At 68.1% G+C, this 26,977-nt stretch carries 24 protein-coding genes; 14 read left to right on the top strand and 10 right to left on the bottom strand.

The genetic code is table 11. The features are described 5' to 3' along the window. The first annotated feature begins 199 nt into the window (after window positions 1-199). The 6 genes from miaB to R5W23_RS20570 all read left to right on the top strand — a co-directional run bounded on the left by miaB (window position 200) and on the right by R5W23_RS20570 (window position 8,211). Window positions 200-1,678 carry a tRNA (N6-isopentenyl adenosine(37)-C2)-methylthiotransferase MiaB gene (gene miaB / locus R5W23_RS20595; RefSeq protein WP_320687915.1) on the top strand — a complete coding sequence of 493 codons (1,479 nt, stop codon included), beginning with the start codon at window positions 200-202 and terminating at the stop codon, window positions 1,676-1,678. A gap of 51 nt (window positions 1,679-1,729) precedes the next feature. After that, window positions 1,730-2,104 (top strand): Tse2 family ADP-ribosyltransferase toxin, encoded by a 375-nt coding sequence (locus R5W23_RS20590; RefSeq protein ID WP_320687914.1) that lies wholly within the window; start codon window positions 1,730-1,732, stop codon window positions 2,102-2,104. A gap of 11 nt (window positions 2,105-2,115) precedes the next feature. Continuing rightward, complete coding sequence (locus tag R5W23_RS20585) at window positions 2,116-3,168, top strand: hypothetical protein (protein WP_320687913.1); 1,053 nt, start codon at window positions 2,116-2,118, stop codon at window positions 3,166-3,168. 2 nt (window positions 3,169-3,170) lie between these two features. Then, entirely contained in the window at window positions 3,171-3,563 is a 393-nt protein-coding gene (locus R5W23_RS20580; RefSeq protein ID WP_320687912.1) for a hypothetical protein, read from the top strand. A 295-nt stretch (window positions 3,564-3,858) separates the two neighbouring features. Next, window positions 3,859-7,077 (top strand): bifunctional [glutamate--ammonia ligase]-adenylyl-L-tyrosine phosphorylase/[glutamate--ammonia-ligase] adenylyltransferase, encoded by a 3,219-nt coding sequence (gene glnE / locus R5W23_RS20575; RefSeq protein WP_320687911.1) that lies wholly within the window; start codon window positions 3,859-3,861, stop codon window positions 7,075-7,077. A gap of 159 nt (window positions 7,078-7,236) precedes the next feature. Further along, the gene (locus R5W23_RS20570) at window positions 7,237-8,211 is read left to right on the top strand and encodes a hypothetical protein (RefSeq protein WP_320687910.1); all 975 of its coding nucleotides are present in this window, start codon (window positions 7,237-7,239) and stop codon (window positions 8,209-8,211) included. A gap of 58 nt (window positions 8,212-8,269) precedes the next feature. Here R5W23_RS20570 and xerD read toward each other — a convergent pair whose 3' ends face one another. The 8 genes from xerD to R5W23_RS20530 all read right to left on the bottom strand — a co-directional run bounded on the left by xerD (window position 8,270) and on the right by R5W23_RS20530 (window position 16,658). Beyond that, complete coding sequence (xerD, locus tag R5W23_RS20565) at window positions 8,270-9,235, bottom strand: site-specific tyrosine recombinase XerD (protein WP_320687909.1); 966 nt, start codon at window positions 9,233-9,235, stop codon at window positions 8,270-8,272. Window positions 9,236-9,238: 3 nt separating this feature from the next. Further along, on the bottom strand, window positions 9,239-10,006 hold the full coding sequence (locus R5W23_RS20560) for a hypothetical protein (RefSeq protein WP_320687908.1): 768 nt from the start codon (window positions 10,004-10,006) through the stop codon (window positions 9,239-9,241). A 27-nt stretch (window positions 10,007-10,033) separates the two neighbouring features. Continuing rightward, window positions 10,034-10,771 (bottom strand): YceH family protein, encoded by a 738-nt coding sequence (locus R5W23_RS20555; RefSeq protein ID WP_261187259.1) that lies wholly within the window; start codon window positions 10,769-10,771, stop codon window positions 10,034-10,036. A 112-nt stretch (window positions 10,772-10,883) separates the two neighbouring features. Next, window positions 10,884-12,407: a cytochrome-c peroxidase gene (locus R5W23_RS20550; RefSeq protein WP_320687907.1), complete on the bottom strand. Its 1,524-nt coding sequence runs from the start codon at window positions 12,405-12,407 to the stop codon at window positions 10,884-10,886. Window positions 12,408-12,487: 80 nt separating this feature from the next. After that, on the bottom strand, window positions 12,488-13,090 hold the full coding sequence (locus R5W23_RS20545; protein WP_320687906.1) for a SelL-related redox protein: 603 nt from the start codon (window positions 13,088-13,090) through the stop codon (window positions 12,488-12,490). 394 nt (window positions 13,091-13,484) lie between these two features. Continuing rightward, window positions 13,485-14,528: a DUF1559 family PulG-like putative transporter gene (locus tag R5W23_RS20540; protein WP_320687905.1), complete on the bottom strand. Its 1,044-nt coding sequence runs from the start codon at window positions 14,526-14,528 to the stop codon at window positions 13,485-13,487. Window positions 14,529-14,674: 146 nt separating this feature from the next. Beyond that, entirely contained in the window at window positions 14,675-15,106 is a 432-nt protein-coding gene (locus R5W23_RS20535; protein ID WP_320687904.1) for a hypothetical protein, read from the bottom strand. A 250-nt stretch (window positions 15,107-15,356) separates the two neighbouring features. After that, a complete protein-coding gene (locus R5W23_RS20530) occupies window positions 15,357-16,658 on the bottom strand; it encodes an FHA domain-containing protein (RefSeq protein ID WP_320687903.1) in 1,302 nt (433 codons plus the stop codon). A 231-nt stretch (window positions 16,659-16,889) separates the two neighbouring features. On the opposite strand from R5W23_RS20530, the gene R5W23_RS20525 reads away from it, so the two are divergent. Genes R5W23_RS20525 through R5W23_RS20490 form a run of 8 tightly spaced genes read left to right on the top strand, consistent with a single transcriptional unit; the run spans window position 16,890 to window position 25,530 of the window. Further along, the gene (locus tag R5W23_RS20525; protein WP_320687902.1) at window positions 16,890-17,927 is read left to right on the top strand and encodes an exosortase/archaeosortase family protein; all 1,038 of its coding nucleotides are present in this window, start codon (window positions 16,890-16,892) and stop codon (window positions 17,925-17,927) included. Continuing rightward, complete coding sequence (locus R5W23_RS20520; protein ID WP_320687901.1) at window positions 17,924-19,237, top strand: VanZ family protein; 1,314 nt, start codon at window positions 17,924-17,926, stop codon at window positions 19,235-19,237. Before R5W23_RS20525 ends, R5W23_RS20520 begins: the two co-directional genes overlap by 4 nt. A gap of 35 nt (window positions 19,238-19,272) precedes the next feature. Continuing rightward, a complete protein-coding gene (locus R5W23_RS20515) occupies window positions 19,273-20,175 on the top strand; it encodes an ABC transporter permease (protein WP_320687900.1) in 903 nt (300 codons plus the stop codon). 7 nt (window positions 20,176-20,182) lie between these two features. Further along, window positions 20,183-21,427, top strand: coding sequence for an ABC transporter ATP-binding protein (locus R5W23_RS20510; RefSeq protein ID WP_320687899.1), 1,245 nt, complete (start codon window positions 20,183-20,185; stop codon window positions 21,425-21,427). Between the two features lie 7 nt (window positions 21,428-21,434). Continuing rightward, the gene (locus R5W23_RS20505; protein WP_320687898.1) at window positions 21,435-22,625 is read left to right on the top strand and encodes a glycosyltransferase family 4 protein; all 1,191 of its coding nucleotides are present in this window, start codon (window positions 21,435-21,437) and stop codon (window positions 22,623-22,625) included. A gap of 12 nt (window positions 22,626-22,637) precedes the next feature. Beyond that, complete coding sequence (locus R5W23_RS20500; protein ID WP_320687897.1) at window positions 22,638-23,573, top strand: hypothetical protein; 936 nt, start codon at window positions 22,638-22,640, stop codon at window positions 23,571-23,573. Further along, window positions 23,570-24,559 carry a glycosyltransferase family 2 protein gene (locus tag R5W23_RS20495; RefSeq protein ID WP_320687896.1) on the top strand — a complete coding sequence of 330 codons (990 nt, stop codon included), beginning with the start codon at window positions 23,570-23,572 and terminating at the stop codon, window positions 24,557-24,559. Before R5W23_RS20500 ends, R5W23_RS20495 begins: the two co-directional genes overlap by 4 nt. After that, window positions 24,556-25,530, top strand: a complete 975-nt coding sequence (locus R5W23_RS20490) for a glycosyltransferase family 2 protein (protein ID WP_320687895.1) — start codon at window positions 24,556-24,558, stop codon at window positions 25,528-25,530. The genes R5W23_RS20495 and R5W23_RS20490 overlap by 4 nt, the downstream gene beginning before the upstream one ends. Before the next feature lie 247 nt (window positions 25,531-25,777). Here R5W23_RS20490 and R5W23_RS20485 read toward each other — a convergent pair whose 3' ends face one another. Next, the gene (locus R5W23_RS20485; RefSeq protein WP_320687894.1) at window positions 25,778-26,431 is read right to left on the bottom strand and encodes an IS630 family transposase; all 654 of its coding nucleotides are present in this window, start codon (window positions 26,429-26,431) and stop codon (window positions 25,778-25,780) included. 11 nt (window positions 26,432-26,442) lie between these two features. Then, window positions 26,443-26,847, bottom strand: a complete 405-nt coding sequence (locus R5W23_RS20480; protein ID WP_320687893.1) for a helix-turn-helix domain-containing protein — start codon at window positions 26,845-26,847, stop codon at window positions 26,443-26,445. Between the last annotated feature and the right edge of the window lie 130 nt (window positions 26,848-26,977).

Raw genomic sequence — 26,977 nt, 5'->3', positions numbered from 1 at the left:
GGAGCCCCGAGTTGGGTGTGTGAGGAGACTGCGGCGGGCACATTTTAGCGACCGGGGGCGGGGACGCTAGGTTCCGCGCAAAGATGGAGGGGCCGCGGCGCCTTTGAACCTTCCCCCCGCGCCCCGTATCCTTCACTGGATAACCAACACCGGGCCGGCCCGTTTCATACCGGTAGCCCCGACCCCTGGCGCGCAACCCATGTCGCAAAAAGTCTACATCGAAACCGTCGGCTGCCAGATGAACGTGCTCGACAGCGAGCTGGTCATCGGTGCCCTCCGCAAGCGCGGGTACGACCTGACCGACGACCCCGCCGCCGCCGACGTGCTGCTCTTCAACACCTGTTCCGTCCGCGAGCACGCCGAGGACAAAACGTACTCCGCGCTCGGCCGCGTGCGGCTGGTGAAGCGCGACAAGCCGGGCGCCGTGATCGGCGTGCTGGGATGCATGGCGCAGAAGGACCAGGACGCGATCCGCAAACGCGCCCCCTATGTGGACATGGTCGTCGGGACCGGGCAGCTCGGGGCCGTCCCCGATCTGGTGGACAAGGTCCGGGCGACCCGCGAGCCGCAACTGGCGGTCAGCCTCGGGCGCGCCGACGGCGGCCGGAACGAGGTGGAAGCGAGCTTCGTGAGCTACGACCCGGCCCGCGACCCGTCGATGCGCCCGACCCCGTTCCAGGCGTACGTCCGCATCCAGATCGGCTGCGACAAGTTCTGCACCTACTGCGTCGTCCCCTCGACGCGCGGCCCGGAGCAGAGCCGCCCGCCGGAGCACATCTGGAACGAGGTCCGCCAACTGGTCGATCAGGGGTGTAAAGAGGTCACGCTCCTCGGGCAAACGGTCAACAGCTACGTCTACGAGAGCGGCGACACGCGCACCCGCCTCTCGGACCTGATCGCGGGGATGCACGACGTCGCCGGGCTGGAGCGGATCAAGTTCGTGACCAACTACCCGAAGGACATGACCGACGACCTGCTCGACGCCGTCCGCGACCTGCCCAAGGTGGTGAAGTACCTGCACGTGCCGGTTCAGTCCGGGTGCGACGAGGTGCTGAAGCGCATGAAGCGCAGCTACACGGCCGCGTACTACATGGAGATGCTGGCGCGGTGCCGGGAGCTGGTCCCGGGGGTGTCGGTCAGTTCGGACTTCATCGTGGGGTTCTGCGGCGAAACGGAGGAGAGCTTCCAGAAGTCGATGGAGCTGGTGCGCGAAGCCAGGTTCAAGAACTCGTTCATCTTCAAATACAGCGAGCGCGGCGGCACGAAGGCGGCGGAGCGCTACCCGGACGACGTGCCGGAAGAGGTGAAGAAGCGCCGTAACAACGACCTGCTCGCGGTGCAGAACGAGAACAGCCGGCTCGATCACCGCGCCCAGGTCGGCCGGGTGGTCGAGGTGCTGGTGGAGGGGCCGAGCCGGCGCGAGCAGTCGAACCGCGAGCGCGGCGCGACGATGCAACTGACCGGGCGCAGCATGGCGGACCACATCGTCGTGTTCGACGGTACGGAACGCCTGATCGGCGAAACGGTGAAGGTGACCGTTACGGACGCCTCGCCGTTCACGCTGTACGGGGACGTGCAACTGGACGAAGTCGTGGGCACGACGGGCGCCGACCCCTCGCGCGCCAGCCGGGGCACGCCGCCGGCGCGGCCGGACCGCTTCTCACTTCCGCTTGTGTGAGAAGGCGACGTACAATAGGGTGCGACCGCGAACCGTCGGAGCGCGTCGCCCGTGAAGTTGTACCGTGCCATGAGAGTTGCCGCCGATGGTAAGCCCGAAGTGGGTACGAGCGGAAGTATGCTCGGCGTCCGCCCGACGGACCCGAGCAACACCAACCCGAAATCCGTGTCCGACGTTCGCGCAGAAGTGGGCACGGATGTGGTGAACCCTGGCGAAGGGCTATCCACATCACCGGACCCCAACTCACGGCAACCGCGACGCCACCAAGCGATTTTCGAGATCGAAACCGATGACCTCGGTCCAGATCTCAAACCGAACCACGACAAGCCGGGGCACTGTCTGCTTGAGCCGGCTCAGCCGATGACATTAGTTGAGTATCAGCAAGCACTGGCCGCCACTCGTGACTTGTGGCAGCAGGTACAATAGTCGAGGGAACTATGCTCACACTCGACACCGTCCGTGCGGCGCTGCTTTCCGAACAGCCCTGGCCCAAGATTGATGCGCTGGTTCGTGCCGAACTATCGAACGGACACACAACGCGACAAATCTACTCGTCGCTGATGGCACTGGCGAACGAAGTTGATGCGACGCCCGGGCTCTCCGAGGACGGTTTCGACGCATTTGGGGACGTTCTCGACGCGCTGACCGGCTACTGCCGGCCCGAGTGCCAGTACAAAGATCCGCCGAACGTAAAACTCCCAACCGAAGAGGAAATCGCAAAGCTCCCTCGCTGGGCGCGGGTCGCATTTGCGGCTCGGTGCGCGCGGCGGGTGCTTCCATTATTTCCAATAAAATGGCCGATCGCACGTGCGGATGAGTTCGCGCGTATCACTTCCGTTGTTGAATTCACAGAGCGAGCGGCGGCGACGGGGCATGCGTTTGTTGAAGCAGCCAAAGCCGCTGGGCACGCGGCAGCAAATATAGCGCTGATAGCTTCCGTAGCTCAATCGCTCCCAGCCCAAGCTATCGCTCGATGTGCGGCGCGCGGAGCACAAACAATTGTTAACGCCGGCGAGTATGCATTACCCGGCAGCGAAAGTGAAGCCGTGTCAGAGGCGGTTCAATTCGCTATTGAAGCCGCCACTGCAATAAGGGTTTCACAGGCTGCAGGGGGGGGCGGCGATCACGAGACGGAAAGCACGGCAGATTCTGACCAAGCAATCCTCATTACTCGCTGCGACTTTGATCACCTCTCCCGATTTGCAGAAGCTCAGCGCTGGGACGACAACACCCCCATTCCGCCTGAGGTGTTCGGACCGTTGTGGCCGGAAGGCGCCCCGAAGGGTTGGCCCGCATCCGACGTTCCACTGCGCCCGGAACTCGTGATCGAGGGGTTTGTGCGTGAGCAGGCGGCCCATCGAGTCATTGTGGATGACGTGGTGAACCTGTTTAACGTGCTGAACCGCTACTACATCGTCCGAAGCGGCTCCCGACTCACGCTCGATCAGTTCAATTCACTCCTACCCGCGCTCGTGCCGGCCGAGGTGTAATCGTGACCGAAGATGCGAAGCAGAAATTCGAACTCCGACTCGTGCCCGCCGAAGGAGCGCCCGATCCGGTCGTGTTCGACGATCTCGTGAAGCTCATCAGACAGGGCATTGCGACCGCGCCGAAGCAGGCGCCGCAAATCAGCACGTCGAGCGAGTTCGACCTTCCGCCCGACAACTCGCAGAACCCGCTCGAAACGCAGGTTCGGCACCGTATCGAGCAGGCCAGTAATGCGAGCGTAGCCGACGTTGCGAAGCGGGCCGAAATTGCCAAACAGCCCGATGGCGAAGCTCAACTTGCGGACGAGGCGCTTGCAGCAGCTCAGGAGGTGGTCGCGGCCGTCCAGCGCATGCTCCTGCGCGGAATTGCAGTTCAAGTGCCCCCAGACACGAAGTGAGCCAGCCGCGACCCGAGTGACCAGCGACCAGCGCGGACCCAGATGGCGCTGTAACCCCCGTTACAGTGCCGCCCGGTCACAACTGACGGGGCACCGACGGGACATTCGCTGGCGGCCGACTGGTCCAGAGCTGGCGGTTCGCTGGTACACTGCTACCACCGCATCGCGCCGTCATGTTCGGCACAACCCTTCAATGCAACCGGAGCCGGGGCCGGTGCCATCTGGGTAGATAGTGGCGATCCGTCGGGAGTTACCCGCTCCCACCGAACTCCGTTCGGCGGCTATCATCTACCTCATGCCGGCACCCGAAGACACCATCCTGAAGGCCGTCCGCGACACCGACCGCGGGCGCCGCAACCTCGCCTCGCTCGCGTCGCACCTCGGCGAGCGGGCCGCGGCCCTGCTTCCCCCGCTCGGGCGGCTCCTGCCCCGCGCGCCCGACCCCGACATGGCGCTCAACAACCTCGAGCGCCTCTTCGCCCGGTCCGAAGCCCAATCGCACCTGCCCGCGCTGCTCGAGAACCGCGCCCGCGAACTCGACGCCACCCTCCTGCTGCTCTCCACCTCGCAGTTCTTCGCGGACGCCCTCGCGGCGTACCCCGAGTTCCTCAGCACCGTGTTTCACGTTCCGCGCCGCAACCCCACCACGGCGGAACTTACCGCGCAGCTCCGGACCGAGATCGAGGCCGCCGGCGACGACCCCGGGGTGCTCCGCGCCTTCCGCCGGTTCCGCGACCGGCACACGCTCCGCATCGGGATCGGGGACGTGATCCGCGACCGCCCGCTGGAGGAGATCACCCGCGAGCTGTCACGCCTCGCCGACGCCTCCATTGAGGTCGCGATGCAGCACGCGGCCCGCACCGTCGGCGCGCGGTTCGGCACCCCGCTCACCCCGGCCGGGCGCCCGGCCAAGCTCACCGCGCTGGCGTTCGGGAAGCTCGGCGGGGACGAGCTGAACTACTCCAGCGACATCGACCTGATGTTCGTGTACGACCTCGACGGCGAAACCAACCGCCGCTCCGGGGTCACCAACGCCGAGTTCTTCGACCGCGTCATTAAAGACGTGGTGCGGCTGCTCTCCAGCCACACCGACCGCGGGCAGGCGTACCGCATCGACCTGCGGCTGCGCCCCGAGGGCAACCGCGGCCCGCTCGCCCGGTCGATCGCCAGCACGCTGAGCTATTACGACACGATGGGCCGCACCTGGGAGCGGCAGGCGCTCATCAAGCTGCGGCACGTCGGCGGCGACGCGGGGCTGGCGCGCGACTTCCTGTCCGCCATCGAGCCGTTCGTGTACCGCAAGTATTTCAGCTTCGCCGAGATCAACGAGGTGAAGGCGCTCAAGCGCCAGATGGAGCAGAAGGCCCAGCGCGCCCAGCTCCAGGACGCGGACTTCCCGCGCGACGTGAAGACCGGGCGCGGCGGCATCCGCGACATCGAGTACACGGTGCAGTTCCTCCAGTTGCTCAACGGCGGCGACCTGCCGGCGGTGCGCCAGCGGAACACCCTGCTCGGCCTCGAAGCGCTCGAAATCGCCGGGTGCCTGAACCCCCAGGAGACGTACATCCTCGCGGACGCCTACCGCTTCCTGCGCAAGACCGAGCACCGGTTGCAACTGCTGTTCGACCTGCAAACGCACAAGCTCCCGGCCGGGGGGGACGAGCTGCGCAAGCTCGCCCGCCGGATGGGCTACGCCGAACCCGCGCGAGCCCCCGGGGCCGGCGCCCGGGGCGAAAGCAAGAAGCCCGAGGAGCCGCCCGCGCCGGAGTCTGAACTCCGGGCGCCGGGCTCCACGCTCGCCGCACAGCGGCGCTCGCCGCTCGACGAGGCCGAGTTGCCGCCGCTCGACACCCGCGACCTGCTGGTCGACCCGCTCGACCAGTTCCTGAAGGACCTCCAGGACAAGACCGCGCTCGACCGCGCCATCCTGAACCACCTGCTGCACCAGTCGTTCCCCGGCGAGAACGGGCACACCGAGCCCGAAGCCGACTTGATCCTTCACCCCGACCCGGACCCCGACACGGTGCGCGCGGTGCTCGGCCGCTACCCGTTCCGCGACGTGCCGAAGGCGTTCGCGAACCTCTCCGGTCTGGCGCGGGAGAGCGTGCCCTTCCTGTCCGCGCGGCGGTGCCGGCACTTCCTCGCGAGCATCGCCCCGGCCCTGTTGCGCGCGGTGGCGAGCCGCCCGGACCCGGACGAGGCGCTCACCAACCTGGAGCGGGTCAGCGCCTCGCTGGGCGCCAAGGCGGTGCTGTGGGAGCTGTTCAGCATCAGCCCGCCGAGCCTGAAACTGTACGTCGAGCTGTGCGCCGGCAGCCCGTTCCTCTCGGGGCTGCTGATCAACAACCCCGGGATGGTGGACGAGCTGCTCGACTCGCTCGTGCTGAACCAGCCGCGGACCGCCGACGACCTGCGCGCCGAGCTGACGGAGCTGCTCCGCGGCGCCACCGACCCGGACCCGATCCTGCACAGCTTCCAGGACAAGGAGTTCCTCCGCATCGGCGTCGCCGATTTGCTCCACAAAACCGACGTCCGGGCGAACACGGCCGCCCTCTCCGACATCGCCGAGACGCTGCTCAACCAGGTGGTGGAACTGGTCGAGCCGGCCGTGACTGCCAAGCTCGGCGCGCCGGGGAAGCCCTCCGGCACCAGGGCGGACGAAGCCTGCCCATACGTCCTGCTCGGCCTGGGCAAGCTCGGGGGGCGCGAGATCAGCTACCACAGCGACCTCGACCTGCTCCTCATCTACGAAACGGACGGCACCACCTCGCGCGGCGAGTCGAACCGGCTGCACTTCACCGAACTCGCCCAGCGCGTCATCAAGCTGATGAGCCACATCGGGCCGCGGGGGCGGCTGTACGAGGTGGACATGCGGCTCCGCCCGACCGGCAAGTCCGGGAGCCTCGTTCTGCCGCTGGCGGAGTTCCGCCGGTACTTCGCCGGGACCGCGTGCCAGTTGTGGGAGCGCCAGGCGCTGGGCCGCGCGCGGGTGGTGCGCGGGGGCGCCGCGTTCGCCGCGGAGGTGACCGCCGTCGTGCGGGACGCGATGCTCGGCCCGGCGTGGCGGCCGGAGGTGGCCGAGGACGTGCGGGCGATGCGCCAGAAGCTCGAATCGACCGCCGGTCCGCGGAGCTTGAAGCGCGGCCCCGGCGGGCTGACCGACGTCGAGTTCGTGGTGCAACTCCTCCAGCTCAAGCACGGGCGCGAGCACCCGGAGCTGCTCGCGCCCAACGTCTGGGACGCCCTCGACGCGCTGTCCGCAGCCGGGCTCTTGCCCGAACCCGACGCGACCGCGCTCCGCGACGGGTACACCTTCCTCCGCCTCGTCGAGGCCCGGCTGCGGATCGTGACCGACCGACCGCTGACCGAGCTTCCCGAAGCCGAGAGCGAGCGGGCGAAGCTCGCCCACCGGCTCGGGTTCGAGGCGCCGGGCGATTTTCTGGCCGCGTTCACCCGGGTTACAGCCGGCGTGCGCGCGGCGTACTCCGCGGTGCTGGGCCGCGCCCGCGCGTAATCGGTCTTGCCGTCCCAACTTCTCAGCCGATAGAGTGGCACGCCCTGTGCCGGATGGGGTTTGTGAAATCGCTCGAAACCGGCCCCGGTCGGGTCGGGTAGAATACGCCGTGACCGGCCCGCCCGGCACGCACCACCTCGAAAAGGATCGGAGCTCATAATGCGTCTGTCCCGCCTGGGCCTCGCCGTGACCCTCTGCGCCGCGCTCACCGGACCGGTCCGCGCCGCCGAGCCGGACAAGCTGCTCCCCGCCGACGCCGACACCGTCGCGTACGTCAACTTCAAGCAGATCCTCGAAGCCGACGTCATCAAGAAGTACGCGCTCGAACAGATCAAGCAGGCGCTCGCCGGCCAGGACGCGAAGAAGATCCTGGAGGAAATGGGCCTGGACCCGATGAAGGACATTGAGAAGGTCTGGGTCGGCATGTCCGGCTCCGGCCGCGACGACACCAAGGCGCTCGCCGTCATCCACGGCAAGTTCGACCCCGAGAAGCTGCTCAAGGCGGCCGAAGCGGCGTCCAAGAAGGACGGCGACAAGTTCAGCGTGGTGAAGGACGGCGGGAACACGCTGTTCAAGTTCCAGCCGGAGAACGGGAACCCGGCTTACGGCACCGTGGTCAACGACAGCACCGTGGTCGTGGGCACCGACAAGAAGATCATCGCCACGGCGCTGAAGCAGAACGAAGACGCCAAGAAGGCGCCGATCGCGGCCGAGCTGACCACCCTGATCAAGGGCCTGGACGAGAAGGCGTCGCTGTTCGCCGTGTCGCAGGTGAAGGGCAAGCTGGACTCGATTAAGCTGCCGGCCGACCCGATCGACCTGACCGGGCTGGCGAAGGCGCTGCCGAAGACGAACACGATGAGCCTCGTGCTGCGGGTGACCGCGGACGTGAACATCGAGGTCACGTTCGGGATGAAGGACGAGGACGCCGCCGAGGACATGGGCGCGGCTCTGGCCAAGGCGATCAAGGACGTGGGCGGGTTCGTGCCGGCTCTGGTCGCGTTCGAGCCGAAGGCCAAGCCGCTCGGCGAGATCCTCAAGACCATCACGTCAGACGTCAAGAAGAACAGCGTGGTTGTGAAAGGCAAGGTGACCGGCGACACCATCGGCAAGATGATCACGCCCGAAGGCTGATTACGGGCAATGAGTGGCCGAAGGCCGAGCCGGAGCGTCTCGCTCCGGCTCGGCCCTTTTATGCTGCGGGTGGGGTTCCGCTGCCCGGTGGCGCCGGCGGCGGGGGGCTGGGTTGTGCGCCGCCGCGCGGGTGAAATTGCCGGTGCATTGCCTTGAGCCGGTCGCGATCGACGTGGGTGTAGATCTGCGTGGTGGCGATCGACGCGTGCCCCAGAAGTTCCTGCACCGTGCGCAGGTCTGCGCCGCCGGACAGAAGGTGGGTCGCGAAACTGTGCCGCAGCGTGTGGGGGCTCACGGTCTTGGGCAGCCCGGCGCGCTTGCAGTACTTCTTCACCAGCGCCCACAGGTGGATTCGCGTCAGCGGGCGCCCCGTTTTGCTCGTGAACACCACCTCCGGACCGGCAGCGGGGCGACCGCCGTCATCAACCCCGCCACCTAAATAAGCCCGCAACGATGCAACCGCGTGCCGGTTCAGCGGCACGACCCGTTGTTTGCTCCCCTTCCCGACGCACTTACAGAACCCGGAATCCAGGTACACGTCGTTGAGTTTCAGGTTCACCACCTCCGACGCGCGGCACCCGGTTGCGTAAAGCACCTCCAGCATCGCCCGGTCGCGCAAGTGGAACCGGTCGCCCGGTTGCGGCGCCGTGATCAGCGCCTCGACCGCCGGGGGCGGGAGCACCTGCGGCACCCGCTCCCACAGTTTCGGCGAGCTGAGCAGGTTCACCGTGGTCGCGGACGCGCGCTCCTCGAGTTGGAGGAACCGGTAAAACATTTTGAGCGCGACGAGGTGCCGCGCGATGCTCGGCGCTGCGAGTTGCTCTTCATGCAAGAACGCGACGTAAGCGGCGAGGTGTTTGAGCGTCGGGCGGGTGTAATCGGAGAGTTGGATCTGCTCCACCCAGTGGGCGTACCGGGCGAGGTCACGCCCGTAAGCGAGAAGGGTGTTCTCCGCCAGCCCGCGTTCGGACTGGATGTAGTCGCGGAACGCGACGATGTCGGCCAGCAACTGAGAGTAGCCCATCCGTCAGCCCCGGTTCCGCCCCCGCTGAAGGATTCGGTCGAGCACCCAGCACCCGCGGGCGTGAGACTCGGCCGGCGCGTGGCGGCAGTGGTTCAGAATTTCGGCGCTGTCGCACCCGGCGTCCTCAAGGGCGTCGCCGAGCACGGGCATCTGGCCGAAGTCGTTTGAATCGTACACCGCCCGGGCTACACCGAGAACGTCGGAGGTGCGCCAGGCCGCCGGAAACGGGACGAACCGGTAGGGGTTGTAGTACACCTCGCGGAGCAGAGCCGTTGAGTGCAGCTCCCGAGGCACCCACCGGAACGGCGGGGTCTGCAACATAAACGGCAGGTACACCAGCGCCGCCAGCCCGCGCCACTCGTCGTCCCCCACCGACGGCTCGAGTTCCCGTCCGCCGGCATGATCGGCCGAGAGTTTCAGATGATCGGGGCCGAGTAAGGTGCGTTTGGCCGCCCCCAGCGCGGCCCCGGCGATGCCCAGATCTTCTTCCGCACCGTCGGAGCCCATGAGCCCTTCGGCGATCGGCTCCAGCGCGGCCCGCAACGGCTCGCGCTCGCGCGGCCGGTCGGCGTAGTACTCCGCCAGTTCGACCAACCCGCGGCAAACGCCCGGGAGCCGTTGCCACTGGCGGCGCGCACAGGCGACCAGATACAGCCGGCACTGGCGCACTTGGTGCTGGCCGCTGCCCAGCGTGCTCGGCGGGTACAGGTCTTCGAGGAGTGCGAGGGGGTCATCACCCTCACGCCAGAGCGTGTCGCTGTCAGGGTTCATGGTCGCCGCGAGTCCGGAGGACCGGCGTTACGGGGTCGGCGCGGGCGGCTTCTGGGCCGGTGCGAGTTGGGTTTCGAGAGCCGTCACCCGGGCTTTGAGCGCTTCGATCTCCGCCAAGGCCGCGGTCAGCCGCGCGTCGAACCCCGGCGGCGCCGACCGCACTGCCGGTACTGTAGCATCGGAAATCGGCACCGGGCCGCCGGCGTGAAGGGCCTTGAGGGCGATCAATTCGTCGCCCGTATGAAACCCGTGGGTGACCACCGCCCCGCGTCGGTCGGGACCGGTGAGGTACACCACCAGCCGACGCTCGACCAGCGGCTGGAGCACCTCTTCGAGCGCGTCGAGCGTGTCAATCGGGGCCATCCGCGCCGCCCGGGTGCGCAAGTCACCTTTGGTCTGCGCTCCGCGGAGCAACAGCTCGGCAAGGACCGCAATCCCGGGACCGGACTGTGTCCACAGGTTGTACATCTCGTGCCGGTAGCGGTCCGTGCGGCCGCCCTCGATCCGTGTCACGAACCCGCGCTCCTGGAGCGACTCGAGCCCGTCCTCGACCTCGATCTCGTTGAGTTCGACTACCGGGTCGCGGTTCGATTTCTGGTTGCAGCCGGTGACCAGCGCGTTCAGCGTAAGCGGGTAAGAGTCGGAGTTCTTGGAAGTCTTTTGCTTCTCGATCAAGACCCCGAGTATACGGCGGTCGAGTGGGGAGAGCGGCACCCAGGCCGGCGCAGGCGGTTGTTCGGGCGCGGGGGGCGCGTCGGAAGACATACCGGCCGACTCCGTTGAAAGTGAAAGCAGCCCGCGGAACATGTCCGTGGGCTACCGTTGTAGCGATTCCGCAACCACCGGGAAAGACCGGACGGTCGCCCCGAGCGGCCCGCTACCGCCCCGGGAACGTGTCCGGGTTCGCGACGATCGGGTCCAGCGGCTCACCATTCAGCGCCTTGAGGAACAGGACCAAATCGGCCTTCTCCTGCGCGCTGAGGTTCAGCTTCAGCGGGATAATCGGCTTCTTGGAGGGGCCGAACGTCTTCACCGCCGGATCGACCGGCTTGCCCTCGGCCCGGGCCTTGACGTACGCCGCTTCCGCCGCGGTGTCGCGCATCTTCTCGCTCAGCCACGGGTTCACGTTCCCGCCGCGGTCGTAGAACTCGACCACCTCTTCGAGGGTCTTTTCTTCACCCGAGTGCATGTACGGCGCGGTCCACAGCAGCCCGCGGGTGCCGGGCGTCTTAAAGGCGCCCACGAACGCTTGGTCCTTGTGCCCCGTGGGCAGCCGGACGAACCGGCCGAACTCGTCCAGCGGCAGCGAGCCGTCCTTCGCCCCGACGCCGAGGTTGTGGAACCCATGATCGGTGTAGGTGTCGCCGGTGTGGCAGTTCGTGCAGCGGGCCTTATCGAAAAACAGGGTGCGGCCGTTCAGAATGCGCTTGCCGACCTCGTCCGCCTTGGCCGCGTCCTTCTCAGGATCGAGGCCCAGGTCTTTGAGAGCCGAGCCTTTGGCGGCCAGTTCGGCCTTCAGCACGGTCGCGTAGTCCTCGGGCTTCAGCACGAACTTGCCGCTCTCCTCTTCGGTCACGCGCGCCCGCATCTGGGCGTAGGCGCGGTCGTCGAGGCTGTTGCCCAGCAGCACCGTGCGCTCGTAGGTGGCGACGGCCTTCGCGGCGGCGTCGCGGGTCGGGGCGTGGCCGAACACGCGGTTGAACGCCTTGACGTACTCCGCGTCGGCGCGAAGCCGGACGACCGCCTCTTCCCACGGGTCACCCTTCCCGCCGAACATTTCCTTGTTGTTACCGACCGGCCCTTGGGCCTGGTCCTCGAGCGACGACCCGCGCCCGTCCCAGAACTGGAACCGGTTGTACGCGGTGTTGAACACCGTCGGGGAGTTGATCGGCCCGAGCGCGCTGTTGATCCCCGTGGACGTGCGCCGCCCGTCCGCGAACCCCTTCGTCGGGCTGTGGCAGCTCGCACACGCCACGGTGCCGTCGGTCGAAAGGATCTTGTCGTAGTACAGCTTCTTGCCCAGCACCCACTTCTCGAGCGTCATCGGGTTTTCGGCCGGCACCGCCGGCGCCTGCGTGAGGCCCAGCGGCACCTTGATCTTGACGACCTTCTGCGCGAACGTGGCCCCGGACGTGGGGTCGGCGGCGTTTTGCGTACCCTCGCTCCAGAAGCCCTTGAGCCCCTTCCACTCGGGCTGGTTGCTGGTCACGAAGACGATCGGCGTGCGTTCCCGGAACGGCGTCATCTTGGACTCGTCGGGGAGCAAGAAATCGGCCGCCTCGACGGGTGGGGTACCGGGCGGCGGGGCGGTCTTGGTGCCCGGCTGCGCGGCCGACCGCGGTAGCGCGAGCGCGGCGGCCGCGAGCAACGCGACGACGGGTAACAAGGTGCGAAAGGTCATTGGCAATCCTTTTCCTGAGCGGCCGGGCGGGCTGGAAAGGGGCGAGGCCATCGGACGAGACGTTAGCGGTTACCGTATCGTTATTCTCCCCGCGCGGGTCCGTCAACGCGGGTCGCATCGGGCGGCCGATCATGAGGGATCGGCGGAACCGATGGCAGGGCCGCTATCAAATCGGCAACCGCCGGTCGATCGGTCGGGTCGGCTGAGCGGTGTGCGAAGATCACGTGACGGTCGCGCGAGAGGATGAAGTCGCCGCCGAGTTGGAGCACGTCCTCGCCCACGTAGGGCTTCTTCACTCCGTACCCGCGCAGCATGCCGCGGAAGTACCCCCACAGCACCACCGGCTTGAAGAACGTGAGCCAAGTCGTCCGCGCGAGCCCGAACGCGGCGTACGCACCGCGAGTGGGATCGCACACGACCGGCACGGACCGCGCGGATCGCGACAGATAGCGTTTCAGCACCTGGGGTTCGGCTTGGGCAACGACGAGTACGGAACAGCCACGCGCCGCGAACCGGTCACGGGCGGCTTCCACCTCACCGAGGTGGGCGTTACAAGGGATTCAGGCCAAATGCCGCAGGAACACGAGCAGCAAGGCATCCGACGTGAAGAATTGCGTCAGCCGAACGGGGGTGCTGTCTGGCCGAAGGAACGTTACATCGGGTGCGGTGCTTTCGGGGGGCATTTTTGACACACTCCAGCACTGCCGGTCCGCTCTCACAGGCCCGTCCGACCTCTGCCGGTTCGACCCAAGAGACCCGAACGCCCCCCCGACTGACCGCGTGATCAATGGCATCGGGTGGAGCTACGGCACCGCGAGTGTACCACGATTCTCCCGTGCCGAGAACCCTATGCCGGAGCGCCCCGGCTCTTCGGCTCTTCGCCCGCCAGTGACGGCGGCGGTCCGTTTCGCTCGGATTCGTTGAAGGTACCGAAAACTTCGCGCGTCGAACCGCGGGTTGGCCAACCCCGTAGCGCCCTCGGAAAGGGCTTGCGGGCGGTGTGCCGTTCGTGTCGCGATCAAGCGCGACACGAACGGCACACCGCCCGCAAGTCCGGTCAACCGACCGCCGGCCGACTCACCAGTCGTTGCCGGGCAGGTCACCACCCATTGAGGTGCTCAAAGCCCGCCAAGTGCCGATACTGATCGAGTTTGGAACGAACCGCACGCTCCCGTCGCACATCGAGGTAACGACCCCGCCGGTGTGCCGGCTGCGGGCGACGATCATGCGCGGCCGAGTCGTGGTCGAGGTGGTCGTGCAGGGCGGGTTCGGCGACGGCCCGCACCCGGCACCGGTAATCACGTCCTGGTCGGTGCTGTTCGGCTGGCTGTAGGCCGTGAACCCGGCGGTCCCGCCCCACCAACTGAACCCGCGGTAGTCGCTCCCGCCCTGGCCCTGGATGATCTCCGAAGCCATCAACGTGTTGCTGGTTCCGTCGGAAATCTCGGCGATTTTGCGCTGGCGACCGCACCGGCCTTGTTCCGGGCTGCCGCCCGTGTAGTCGGCCGGAGACGAATCACCGCCCGCGGCCAGGGCGGCCGGGTCCTCATACCACCCGAACGGCGCGCCCCCGAATGCGGTGCAGGTGGTGCTTGTGACCGACGGGTTCGAGCAGCCGATCGGGATCGACACCTGATAGAAGCTGGTGTTCCCGGCGTTCAGCACGTAGTTGTGCTGGGTGATCGAGCCCAGCGTTTGCGGCGTATCGCTCGGGCAGGTGAAGGTCGAGAGGCGGGTTTGTGCGACGGTCGAGTTCGGGGCCGAGCCGTACCGCGGGGCGGCTCCCAGCGTGGCGTACCCCTGCCCGCCGAACCCGACGTAGATCCTGAACAGGCTGTCCTGCTCGATGTACGGCAGGATCGGCACCTGCCAGGTGCCCCAGCAGCACCCGGAGCGGCTGATCCCGGGCAGGAAGGTGCCGATCGCGCTCTCGTAGCTCATGTTCGCCAGAGCGATCTGCTTGAGGTTGTTCGTGCACTTCATGCGTGCGGCGGCCTCACGCACCTTCTGGACGGCGGGCAGTAGCAACCCGATCAGGATCGCGATAATCGCGATCACCACCAACAACTCGATCAGCGTGAACCCGGCGCGTGGCGCGCGTACCGACGTGCGAGCGGTCATAAGCCCTCCACCAGAACGAAAGAAATGGAATGGAGAGAACCGGAGAATAGTCCCCACCGTGCGAGCGGCGGGGGGGGGTGGGCGATTCGATCCCGGTCGCTCCGCGCCTGTCCGTTGTGCGCGGAGCGATCGGGCCAGAGATTAACTTAAGGAATGTTGAAATCGAAGTTGTTCGGATCATCCTGCTTAACGACGCTGCGCTCTTCCTTGGAGTTGACGTTCCAAGAAGCCGGTACCAACTCTTTGGAAATGACGTTGGTGCCTCCCCCGGGACCGGGCGGCTGGTCGGCGTTCACCGGGTTTATCGCCGTCTTGCCGTCGCCGGCAGAAACGCGAATCAGGTACTTCCCGGGAACCAAGCCGGACGCTTTCGGGATCTTGAACGCGCCTGCGGTTACAGGCGCACTGGCACGAGTCGCTTGTCCTTCGAGCGGTTCGAACGAAACCGTACCGTCCTTGATCGGCTGCCCTTTGAGCTTGGCCGTGCCGGTAATCTCCTGGCGCCCCCCGTGCGGGTCGGAGCAACCAGCGAACAGGAACAGTAACGCGAGCGCGAAAAGAGAGCGGGCAATGATCATAAAATGCCCCCGGAATTGGGAGAGGGCTTTGTTGCGAGTCACATACTTCTCTCACAAGCGCAAAGAGGAGTCAAGAACTATGTGGCGAAAATCTGTGCGCCACAAGAGATAGTGCGTATGCATAGCCAGTGACCCGGAAACGCAATCGCACGCACCTGCCGATCCTTGTGCCGAAACATTCGACGTAACGACCACCGCGAGAGACCGCGCGGATGCCGTTACGAGTTGCAGGCGGGCCGTAAAAGTGTGATCAGCCGGTCGTAAAGAGGGAAGCGAGCGCCTCCCAACGTGCGGCCCGTTCTTGGTGAAGTGCGCGCAGCCGGTCGAGAGCCGGGTCGGAATCGTGCGTAGGCGCAGCGGCGCCTTCCAGTGCCCGCCGCGAGGCCTCACCTTGAAGCGCCGCGATCTCGGTCGTGAGCCCCTGGATCCGATTCAGTTCGTGCAGCACGACAGGCCGGTGCCCGTGCTCGACCTGTTCCAGCAACCGCGGGAGCAGGGCTAGCCACTGGGCGAACGCATCGGCCCCGCGGTCGTGCAGATCGGCCATCTGGCGGAGCGTCGCCCCGAGCCCGACCGTAGCGCCCCCGGCGGGATCGAGTGCCCCGATGGCCGACCCGTTCGAGCCGCCCACCGGGTGCGTCCCCGTCCCGCCGGTCACCAGAATCGGGTTCGACGCCGGCCCGCCCAGCGCGGCACCGCGGAACGCGTCCGCCATGATGTGAGACGCGGGCAGGTCCGCGGTCAGGTCCGGTGCGGCGCCCAGTTCGACTTCGTCCTCGGCGCCCGCGCGCCCGTGCGGCGGGACGCCCCTCCCCACCGGACGGGTGCCGGGGGGCGGCGTTGGCTGGGGGCCGGGTTGTGTCTGGCACCCGATCAGGAACCGGCCGACCCACAGTTCGGCCCCGTGTGGCAGCGGCGCGACGCGCATCCGCTCGCCGTTCACCACCACCCCACGGCCCGACAGGTCCACCACCCACAACCCGTCGACCGTCAGCACCAGACCGCAATGGTACGGAGAGATGTCGTCGGCGGTGAGATGGATCTTGCACTCCGGCGAGCGCCCCACGAGGGTCAGCAGCCGGTTCACGGTCCACCGGTCGCGCGCCCGCTTGCCGTTGCGGAACTCGAGCGTCGTGAGCGGGCGGTTGAGAGTGTTCGGGTCGGCGGCCAGCGGGTTGTAACCGGAGGGCGGGGCAGCCGGGGCCGGGGCGGTGATGGCGCCGAGCCGCAGGGAGAACGGGCCGAGCTTCGCCCCGGGGCCGTGATCGAGCCACCCGGACCCCCGTGCCCCGCCGGGCCACACCACCCCGCTACGGCTCCCTAGATCCACGACGTACACGCGCCCGGCCAGCACCTGGAGCCACGCGTGCCGGGGGTTGATGTCCGAATCCGAAAGGGTGACGTCACAGGCGTCGTCACGGCCGACAAGAGTGAACGGCTGGTCCACCGCCCCTTCGGCCAAAACGCCCCCGCCAACGAGGTCGACCCGCAGCTTGAGCGGGCCGAGCGCGCCGCAGGCGTCGGCGAAGCGGGCGATAAGTGGGTCGCTCACGGACCGGTGTCCAGGCAGGAGGTCGGGCAAGCGCCGCGGGGTTAGCCCCGGCCCAACCAATAATGCTAGTATGCACGAGAGCGGCGGGAGCGGCGGGCGGAAAGTTTTGCTCGAAAACGTAACTACGTAGCGTGTCCTAGGCTACACATGTAACCCAACCAGGGTGACCATGAGCCGCCGGTTCTGGTATAAGTTGAATGCGCCCCCTGCACACCGCGGAGATGTGACCTCGTGAGTTCCGCAAGCCCCTCTTCCCACTCGTCGCGGTCGGCGCCGGCGGCCGAAGTGGTTCGCACGCCCGCCTGGATCGCGACCATGCTCTCCTTGGTCGGGGTGCTGACCTTTCTGTACGCCGCCCTGTTCCGGTACTGCTTCACGCAGTGGCTCAAGCCCGACTACTCGCACGGGTTCCTGGTGCCGTTCTTCGCCGCGTACTTGGCGTGGTACTGGCGCGCGTGGGCGCCGGAGCGGATCCGGTGGCCCGAACCGTGGGGGCTGGCGTTCATCGCCGTCGGCGGCTCGCTGTTCGTCCTCGCCGGCGCGCTGAACATCGCGAAGGAGTGGCTCCAGGGCCTGTCGCTGGTGATCAACGTCTGCGGCGCGGTGCTGCTGCTGGGCGGGTGGAAGGCGCTCAAGTGGCTGTGGCCGGCGGCCGCGTTTCTCCTGTTTATGTTCCCGCTGCCGTACAAGGTCGAGCACCGGTTCGGGTGGGAGCTCCAGAAGGCCGCGTCCGTCGCGTCCGAGTACGTCCTCCAGACGATCGGGTACGCGACTTACCGCGAGGGCATCGTCCTGACCGTCCGGGACCACACCCTCCGCGTCGAGGAGGCGTGCAGCGGGCTGAGCATGCTGCTCACGTTCGCGGCGCTCGCGACCGGGATGGCGATCCTCGTGAAGCGCCCGGTGCTCGACCGGGTGCTGATCCTGGCCTCGGCGGTGCCGGTCGCGGTGCTCTCGAACGTGATCCGCATCGCGCTGACGGGGGTGCTGTACAACGAGGCGGGTAAGGAGCTCGGCGACCGCGTGTTTCACGACTTCGCCGGGTGGATGATGATGCCCCTGGCGCTGCTCGTCCTGTGGGGCGAGTTGAAGCTCCTGGACTGGGTGCTCGTGGACGAGGGCGGCCGGGCCAGCCGCGAGGACATGGTGAAGACGAACGCGGCCCTGGGGCCGGCGTACCTGATCATGACCGCGCTGCCGCCCGAGAAGGGCGGGACCGCCGCGCCGCCGAAGCCCGCCGCCCAGCCCACGTCGAAAGGTGCCCGTTGACCTCGAACCGCCGGGCGCTCGCGTGGGTCGCGGCCGGGATGGCTGCGTTCGTCGTGTATGGCAGCCTCGTGCCGTTCCACTTCGGCCCGCGCACCGACAGTTTCGTCCGCGTCATGTCGGCGGGCGTGCGAATCGCGTCGCGGTCGGACGCGATCGCGAACGTGCTCCTGACCGTACCGCTCGGGTTCGCGCTGCTCGGCGCCGCAGCGGCCGACCGGTGCTGGTCGCGGGCGAAGGCGACCGCGGCCGGGGTGCTGGCGGTGGTGCCCGCCTGCGCGCTGCTCGCCGCGGCTGTCGAGTGCGCCCAGCTTTACACGCCCGGGCGCAACTGCTCCGCGTCTGACGTCGTGGCGCAGACCCTGGGGGCGCTGCTCGGGGTGGGGTGCTGGGTGCTGTTCGGCCAGGCACTCGCCGACCGCGCCCGCGCGATCTGGGACCGGTCCGCGGTGAACGCCGTGGGGCAACTGCTGCTCGCGTACCTGGGGCTGGTGCTACTGGTCCAGGTGCTGCCACTGGACCTCAGCCCCAGCCCTGCGGACTTCTACCGCAAGGCCCGCGCCGCGGCCCGGTTCGGGCTGTTCGGCGAGCTCAAGGGGATATCGGACGCAGAAAAATGGAAGCGGTACGGCGACCTGGCTAAGCTCGCCGCGCTGTACTTCCCGGCGGGGCTGCTCGCGGCCCGGCTGAAAGGACGGACCGAGCGGTGGAGTACTGTCCACGTCTTGAGCGCGGCGCTGGCGCTCGGGGTTTGCTTTGAAGCGGCGCAACTGGTCGTCCAGTCGCGCACGCCGAGTTTCAGTGACGTACTCGTCGGCGCGATTGCGGTCGTTGCGGGCTGGTACGCCGGGCGCGTTCACGACGAAGGGTTGGCGGTGCCGTTCGCCCTGAGCTGGTTCGTGGTGTGGTTCGCGGCGCTGACGCCCATAACGCAACCGCCGCCCGGAGTGCCGCCGCTGGACGCGCCGCGCCCGTTCGACTGGGTGCCGGGGCTCCCGCTCGAGAGCGGCGACCCGCTGTTCACGCTCGGCGAGTTGCTGACGAAGCTCGTGTTGTTCGGGCTGCTGGGGGTGATCGTGGCCGCGTGGCGGCTCCCCCCGCGGTGGCGCGGCGGGCCGACCGGGTCCGTCCGGGTCTCGGCGGTTGCAGCGGGCGGGCTGGGGCTGTTCGTGTCCGCGCTGATCGAGAGCGGGCAGCGGTGGACCGACACGCACACGCCGTGCGTCACGGACGTGCTGCTGGGCGGGGCCGGGGCCGCGCTGGGCGTGCTCGCGGCCAGCCGGCTCATCGCCGCACGAGCGGTACGCCGCTGACGTTTACATCCGGCCGCGTGTGCTAAGTAGAGGACATGGTGGTTTCCGACGCAGAACCCAAAGCCGCCCCCGCGCACGGCGACGCGCCCGTGACGCCGGCTCCGACCGCCCCGGGGGCCGAACCGCCGCTGTCCGTGATCGAGCCCGGCACGCGCGCGCTGCCCGACCTGCGCGAGCTGTGGCGGTACCGCGAGCTGCTGTTCTTCCTGGCCCTGCGCGACGTCAAGATCCGGTACAAGCAGACGGTGTTCGGGGTCGGCTGGGCGGTGGCCCAGCCGCTCGCCACGATGGGCGTGTTCGCGCTGTTCCTGGGCCGCATCGCGGGCGTGGGCGCCGGCGTGGAGCACTACCCGCTGTTCGTGTTCGCCGGCATGGTCGCGTGGGCGTTCTTCTCGAACACCGTGACCTCCGCGGCCAACAGCGTGGTGGCGAACGAGCGGCTCATCACCAAGGTCTACTTCCCCCGGCTCGCGATCCCGCTCAGCACGGTCGGGGTGGGGCTGTTCGACCTCGTGATCGCGTCCCTGTTGCTCGCGGCGATGGCCGCGTGGTTCGGGGCCGCGCCCGCGTGGTCGGTGCTGGTGCTGCCGCTCGTCGTGCTGGCGCTCGCCGTCAGCGCCGCGGGCGTGGGCGTGCTGCTGTCGGCCTTGATTGTGGCTCAGCGAGACTTTCGGTTCGTGCTGGGGTTCGGCGTGCAGTTGTGGATGTTCGCCACCCCGAGCCTGTACGTGCCGGCGGAGGCTCTTGGGCCGCGGGCGCAGGCGCTGCTCCCGCTGAACCCGGCGCACGGACTGGTAGCGGCGTTCCGGCAGGCGGCCCTGGGCGGCCCGTTCGACTGGTACGCGTTCGCGGTGTCGGCGGCGGTCGGCACCGCGGTCGCGGTCGCGGGGCTGGCGTACTTCCGGCGCACCGAGCGCTCGTTCGCGGACACCATCTGAGGCGACCATGCGACCGGCGATCCGGGTCGAACACATCTCGAAGCGGTACCGGCTGGGGGCGGCCCGCGCCGACAACAACCTGACCGAGAGCCTGCGCGCGGCGGCCGGGCGGCTGTTCGGCCGGTTCCGCGGCGGCCCGGCCGCAAGCGCGAACGAGTTCTGGGCGCTCAAGGACGTCTCGTTCGAGGTGCTGCCCGGCGAGGTGGTCGGCGTCATCGGCCGCAACGGGGCGGGCAAGAGCACGCTGCTGAAGGTGCTGTCGCGGATCGTCGAGCCGACCGGCGGGCGCGCGGAGATCCGCGGGCGGGTCGGGAGCCTGCTGGAGGTCGGCACCGGGTTCCACCCGGAACTGACCGGCCGCGAGAACGTGTACCTGAACGGCAGCGTGCTCGGGATGGCCCGCGCCGAGGTGAAGAAGAAGTTCGACGAGATCGTGGCGTTCGCCGGCGTGGACCGGTTCCTCGACACGCCCGTGAAGCGGTACTCGTCGGGCATGTACGTGCGGCTCGCGTTCGCCGTCGCGGCGCACCTGGAGCCCGAGATCCTGATCGTGGACGAGGTGCTGGCGGTCGGGGACGCGGAGTTCCAGAAGAAGTGCATCGAGAAGATGCGGGCCGTGAGCCGGAGCGGGCGCACGGTGCTGCTCGTGAGCCACAACCTGGCCCAAGTCGAGGGGCTGTGCAGCCGCGCGTTGACGCTCCAACAGGGAGAATCGCTCGGATTCGGTCCGGCCCCCGAACAGGTGCGCAATTACTTGGCCCAGGCCCGCGCGGACGCGGTTGCGGCCGTCGACCTCCGGGGGCACCCGCGGCGCGGCGACGCGACCCCGATTCTGACCGGGCTGACGCTGTTCGTGGACGGCCAACCCGCTACGGTCGCCCGGATGGGCGGCGCGCTCGGGCTGGAACTGTCTTACGCCCTCCCGCGCCGGCCCCGCGACTTGCGAATCGGCGTCACCTTGGAAAGCGCGTTCGGGGTCAAGGCCGCGACCTTCTCGCCCACCTACCAGGCGCCGCACCTGCTGGACGACCCGCCCGCTGAAGGCGTGATTCGGGCGGAGTTGCCGGCGTTTAACCTGATGGCGGGCACCTATTACTTGAACCTGTACGCGCAGGCCGAAGGGCTGTCGGACGCAGTCGAGCCGGCCGGGGCGCTGGAAATCGAGACCGCAGACGTGTTCGGATCAGGTCGCGTCCCGAGCGCGCAGGAAGCTGTTTGTTACTTACCTTGCGCGTGGTCGCGGTCGTGGTGACGAATTGATGCGCGTGAGCATTTATCAGGAACCGGCCGGGGCCGGAATCGGCGGCTCCGAGTTGGTAGTCGCGGCGATGGCCGCGGCGCTGCGCGAGCGTCACACCGTGCGCGTGCTGCACCACCATCAGGCCCTCACCCGCGCGCGCCTGGAAGCGTTCTCCGGGTGCGAACTGGACGGGGTCGAGCTGCGGCAGTTGCCGCCCGTAACCGAAGGCTGGTTCCCGGCAGGCGCGTCCGTTCGGGGGCTGCGGGCCGGCTACCGCGCGTGGAAGGCCGAGGCGGTCCGCGGGTGCGACCTGTTCGTCACCTCGACGCACAACCTGCCGCCGTTCTGCCCGGACGTGCCCGGTGTCTTGTACGTGCTATTTCCGGGGCCGGACCGCGCGAAGTTCTGGCCGTGGAACGCGCCACCGGCCCGCGGGCTGGGCGCCGTCAAGCAGCGGGTTGTTCGGTTGCTTCACGACCGGATGTGGCGCGAGCGGTTCGCCGGATACCCGGTGCGGCTCGCCGACTCACAGTTCTCCGCGGACTGGACGCAGCATTATTGGGGCGTCGCGGCGGACGTGCTCTACCCGCCGGTCGTGCTGCCCGAGCGGGCCGCGGCGGCGAAGCAAAACCGGATCGTGGTCCTGGGCCGGTTCGCGCCCAACAAGCGTCAGGCGGACCTCGTGCGGCTCTTCCGGGAACGGGTCGTCCTCCGGTTGCCCGAGTGGGAGCTGGTGTGCGTCGGGTCCGTTGGTACGTCCGAGCCGGACCGCGCGTACTTTGAGCACGCGCGGGCGGAAGCCGGCGGCGCACCGGTGCGGTTCGTGACCGACGCGACGCGCGAACAACTGGCCGCGGAACTGGCCGCGGCGAAGCTGTTCTGGCACGCGACGGGGCTGGGTGTCGACGCCCGGGCCGACCCGTTCGCGGTGGAACACTTCGGCATCGCCACGGTCGAGGCGATGGCGGCCGGTTGCGTACCGCTGGTGCCCGACCGCGGCGGACAGCCTGAGATCGTGCGCCACGGCACGGACGGCTTCCTGTGTGGTGGGGTAAGCGAGTTGGGCGACCGCGCCATCGAACTGGCGGGCGATGAGCTGCTCCGGGAGCGGCTCGCGCGGTCCGCTCGGGCGCGGGCGGAAGAGTTCGGGCGCGAGCGGTTCGTGAGCCGGTTTCGGGCGCTGCTGCGCCCGCTCACCGGCGATTCGTGAGGAGCAACAGCGGTGGCGTTCACGGCGGTGTATGTTCTGGTGGACCACGGCCGCGGGGCGTACGCCTCGATGGCCGAGGTGTCGGTGCGGGCGCTCCGCCGCGTGCAGCCCGGCGTGCCGGCGGTGCTGATCGGCGACGAGGACAGCCGCGCGTACCTGACCCGCGACCGCGGCCGGCTGCTGGGGCAATTCGATCGTGTGATCTGGGCGGCGACCGACCTGCCCAACTTGGTCGCGCGGAGCTTCGAGCTGAAGACGCGCGTGCGGAGCCTAGTCGCTGGCGACCTCGCCTACCTGGACGGCGACACGCTGCCGGTGCGCCCGTTCGCGGACCTGTTCGAGCGAACGGATTGGGACGTAGCCCTGGTCCAGGACCGGAACCATCACCGCCCGGTACACCCGACGGCGCCGAACTGGATCGAGCCGAAGCTGCAAAAGCACCGCTGGAGCGGTCCGCTCCAGCGGTATTTCAACGCGGGCATTCAGTACCTGCGAGACGTTCCGGCGGTACACCAGTTGGTCGCGGAATGGCGGGAGCGGTTGTGGGAGTCGCACGCGGTGGGCGAGCACGACGACCAGTTGCCGCTCAACTACACGCTGCACACGACCGCCGTCCCGGTGCGGCTCCTCGAACTGCCGGCCGCGTACAACGCGATGGTCGCGGCGCACCCGGTTCATGCGCGCGGGGCGAAGGTGCTGCACTTCTTCGCCGGGCCGGCCGCTTTGGCGGGGAACACGCTGCTCGGGCACTTGGTGCGGCACCTCGACGCCACGGGCGAGATCGACTGGCCGAGCTTCGACCGCGCGGTCGCGCGGGGCCACCCGTGGGTGCCCCCGTACTGGCCGCGGCGCCTGTGGCAGACCGGGAGCCCGGTGCGAGCCGTGGCCACCGCTCTCGGGCAGCGGCTGAAGTTACTACCGAAAGCAGCGAACGAGGAGGCCCGATGAGCGCCCCGGCCCTCACCGTCATCGTCCCGACGTACAACCGCTCGGGGTACGTCCGCGACTGCCTCACAGCGCTCAAGCAGAGCGGCGTTCCGGACCTCGAAGTCATCGTCGCCGACGACGGCTCCACCGACGACACGCGCGAGGTTGTGGCGGCAACCGACCCGCGCGCGAAGTACCTGTGGCAGCAGAACAGCGGCACCCCCGCGACCGCGCGCAACGCGGCGTTCAAGATCAGCACCGGCCGGTACGTCGGGTTCCTCGACTGCGACGACGAGTGGCTCCCCGGCGCCGCGGCCCGGGCGGTCGAATTTCTCGACAGGAACCCCGAGACGGACGCGCTGTTCGCCGAAGCGCGGATGGGTAACCCGCAAGAGGGGTACGTCTCGTGGATCGAGTCCGCAGGTCAGGAAGCGTTCTTCAAGCTCCCGCACAATGAGCCCGAACCCGGGTTCCGTGTTCTGGAGCGCGAGCCGTTTTTTCGGCGCATGGCCGTTCGCAACCCGGTGTTTATCGGGGCCACGATCTTTCGGCGCGAGGCGTTCGAGTCGGTCGGCCGGTTCGAGCCGACGTTGTGCGGCGCCGCCGACTGGGAGCTGTGGCTGCGGATGGCGCACCGGTTCACCTGGGCGTACATGGCGGAGCCGCTGGCGAAGTACACCCGGCACCTCGACAACATGTCGAGCAACCACGACAAGATGGTCGCGGAGTTCGTTCAGGCGCTGCGCAACGTGCTGGTGAAGTGCGACCTCGCCCCTCCAGACCGCGCGTTCATCCAGCGGCAACTCCGAACGCACCTGTTCGGGCACGCGTACCTGGCCTACGACCGCGGCGACACGGCGACCGCGCGGAAGCGGTTCTGGCGGTCGCTCCGGGCTGGCGACTGGCGCCCGTATACGCTCGCGCTGGCGGGGCTGTGCCTGCTACCGGGGCCGCTGGCGCGCCGTGCGCGCGGGGCGAAGCAAACCGTCGGAGGGACACGCGCGTGACGCCGAACGTGTGGATCGTGCCAGTCAACTACAACGGCCTCGACGACACCCGCAAGTGTCTGAAGTCGCTGGCCCACCTCGCACCGGCCGCGAACGTGGTCCTGGTCGACAACGCGTCCGAGCCGGACCCGACGCCCGCCCTGCGGGCGGAGTTCCCGTCGGTCCACGTCGTCCGGAACGGCGCGAACCTCGGCTGGTCCGGCGGGAACAACACCGGCATCCGTTACGCCCTCGCGCACGGCGCGGATTACGTTCTCCTGCTCAACAACGACACGACGGTCGCTCCCAACATCGTCGGCCGGTTGTTGGAAGCGTTCCGGGCGTACCCGTCGTTCGGCGTGATCGGCCCGGTGATCCGCTACATGGACGAGCCCGAAGTGGTGATGACCGACGGGGTGACGTTCAACCCGCCGGGCTTCCCGGGGTTCTTCCAGCGCAAAGAGGTTCCCGAGCGTACCGTCGAGCCGCCCGCGGCCGACGGCACCGACATCGTGAACGGCTGCTGCATGATGGTCCGCCGCGACGTGTTCGAGCGCGTCGGGCTGATCGACAACCACTTCTTCCTGATCCACGAAGAAGCCGACTTCTGCCTGCGGGCGAAGGAGGCGGGCTTCGACTGCGGCGTGCTGGCCGAGGCGCTCGTGTGGCACAAGGGCTCGACCGCGTTCAAGCGGGCCGGGAAGAAGTGGCAGCGGTACTACGACACGCGAAACCTCGCGCGACTGATCCGCAAGCATCGGAAGCTGAGCGGGCGCGGGCTGCTCTCGGCCTACGGCGCGTACCTGCGGTACGCGTACCACCGGTACTGTCACGAACGGGAGGACGCCCAGCCGGCGGCGGCCGACGCCGTTCTGGAAGGTTTGATCGACGCCGCGACCCGGCGCACGGGGCCTTACCGTGAACAGAAGCGCTGGGCGGTGCCGGTGCTGCGCGGCGTGTTCGAGCTGGGACGCCGGCTCAAGAGCGTATGAGTTCGGCCCCAGAACGCGGGCCTTTGCGTCGCTTAAAGTAACCACCCGTTGTCGCCCGGCGCGACGCCGGTAGACGCCGCGTTGCCACGTCGCGACGTTCTGGCGGTGCCGGTCCAGTTGCGCCGCGGGCGGCCACCCACCGGACCGGCGAGGCGGTACCTCGCCCCGGAGCTAAGTCTGCAACCCTGCGCCAACCCAGGACCGAATCACCCGGCTGCGAAATCAACAACGTAGATGCTTTTATACTCTACGCGGCCAGGAATGAGGTTTTGTCGAAGGTCTGGAACCGGAGCGTCATGAGGGTCTTGATCTCTTCTTGATATTCGGTCGCGGTCTTGTCCAGGCCGTCGTCAATGGCCGCCTGGAACGCAGCGAAATCCGGGTACGTGTGCCCCCTCAGCACCTTCTTCTTGGTGAATCTCCACAGCCGCTCGATCAGGTTCAGATTGGGTGAGTACGAGGTCAAGAACAACAGCGCGATGCCGAGCCGTTGGGCCTCCGCTTCGACCTTGGCGCACCGCTGGTAGCGGGCGTTGTCGAGCACCCGTGTGGTGGCCCGAGTCTTGGCGGCGGCGATCCTCACCAGCAACTCGATCATCGTGTCCGACGACACCCGGGTGGCATTGGTGACCCAGATCAACTGCCGGGTGACGGGGTTCCACGCCCCCAGCACGTTGTACCGCTGGCGCCCCGACGCACCTCGGATCATCATCCGAACCAGGGACCAGACCGCGCAAAGGTAGCACCCGCGCACGAAATGGGCGGCGTCCACGAACCACACGTCCCGTTGTCCCGCCTGAGCTTGGGCTAACACCGGGTCCAGCTTGGCGGCCTTGAATTCGGCCTGTGTGGCCATGTGCGGTTCGATCGTGCGGTTCGGCGGCAGCGGAATCGCGCCCATGCGGCGCCAGCTCAGCCGCAGGCTCTTTTTAAAAACGACCGCACCTGCGAGTCCCCGCGCCGGAGGCCCGTCAGTGCCTGGATGCGGTCACGCGCCTCGGCCACCGTGTGAGGCGGGTTCTTCTGAAACGACTCTTCCAGCGAGGTGCAATGGGCCTCCAGCGCGCTCACCGGTTTGACCCAGTGGAACTCCCGCAACCCGGCCACGCCCCGCGCCCGATAGATCGCCACGTACCGCTCGACGGTGGCTTTCGAGACCCCGGCCAAGATCCCCGCCCGCGCCTGGGTTTCGCCCGGACTGATGAGCCACAGCACTTCCATCCGGCACTGCACCCGTGGGTCCGGATGCGTGTACCGATCGCGCGACAGGGCGTCCCGATCTTCTGCACGGAACGTCAATGGAGTTCGCGCGCCCATCGGCCGCTCCTGGGGGTTGCAAGGTCAAATACATCAGACCACAAGACCCCAGCACTGCCTACCCTCATTCCGGACCGCGCGAAGTATAAGCTGCAGGCCCGCACGGCTTCACGTTTCGGTGTCGCGGGGC

The organism is Gemmata algarum (genome assembly GCF_034097035.1).
In the GTDB taxonomy this organism is placed as follows: domain Bacteria; phylum Planctomycetota; class Planctomycetia; order Gemmatales; family Gemmataceae; genus Gemmata; species Gemmata algarum.
This window is presented reverse-complemented; position numbering and strand designations above follow the sequence as displayed.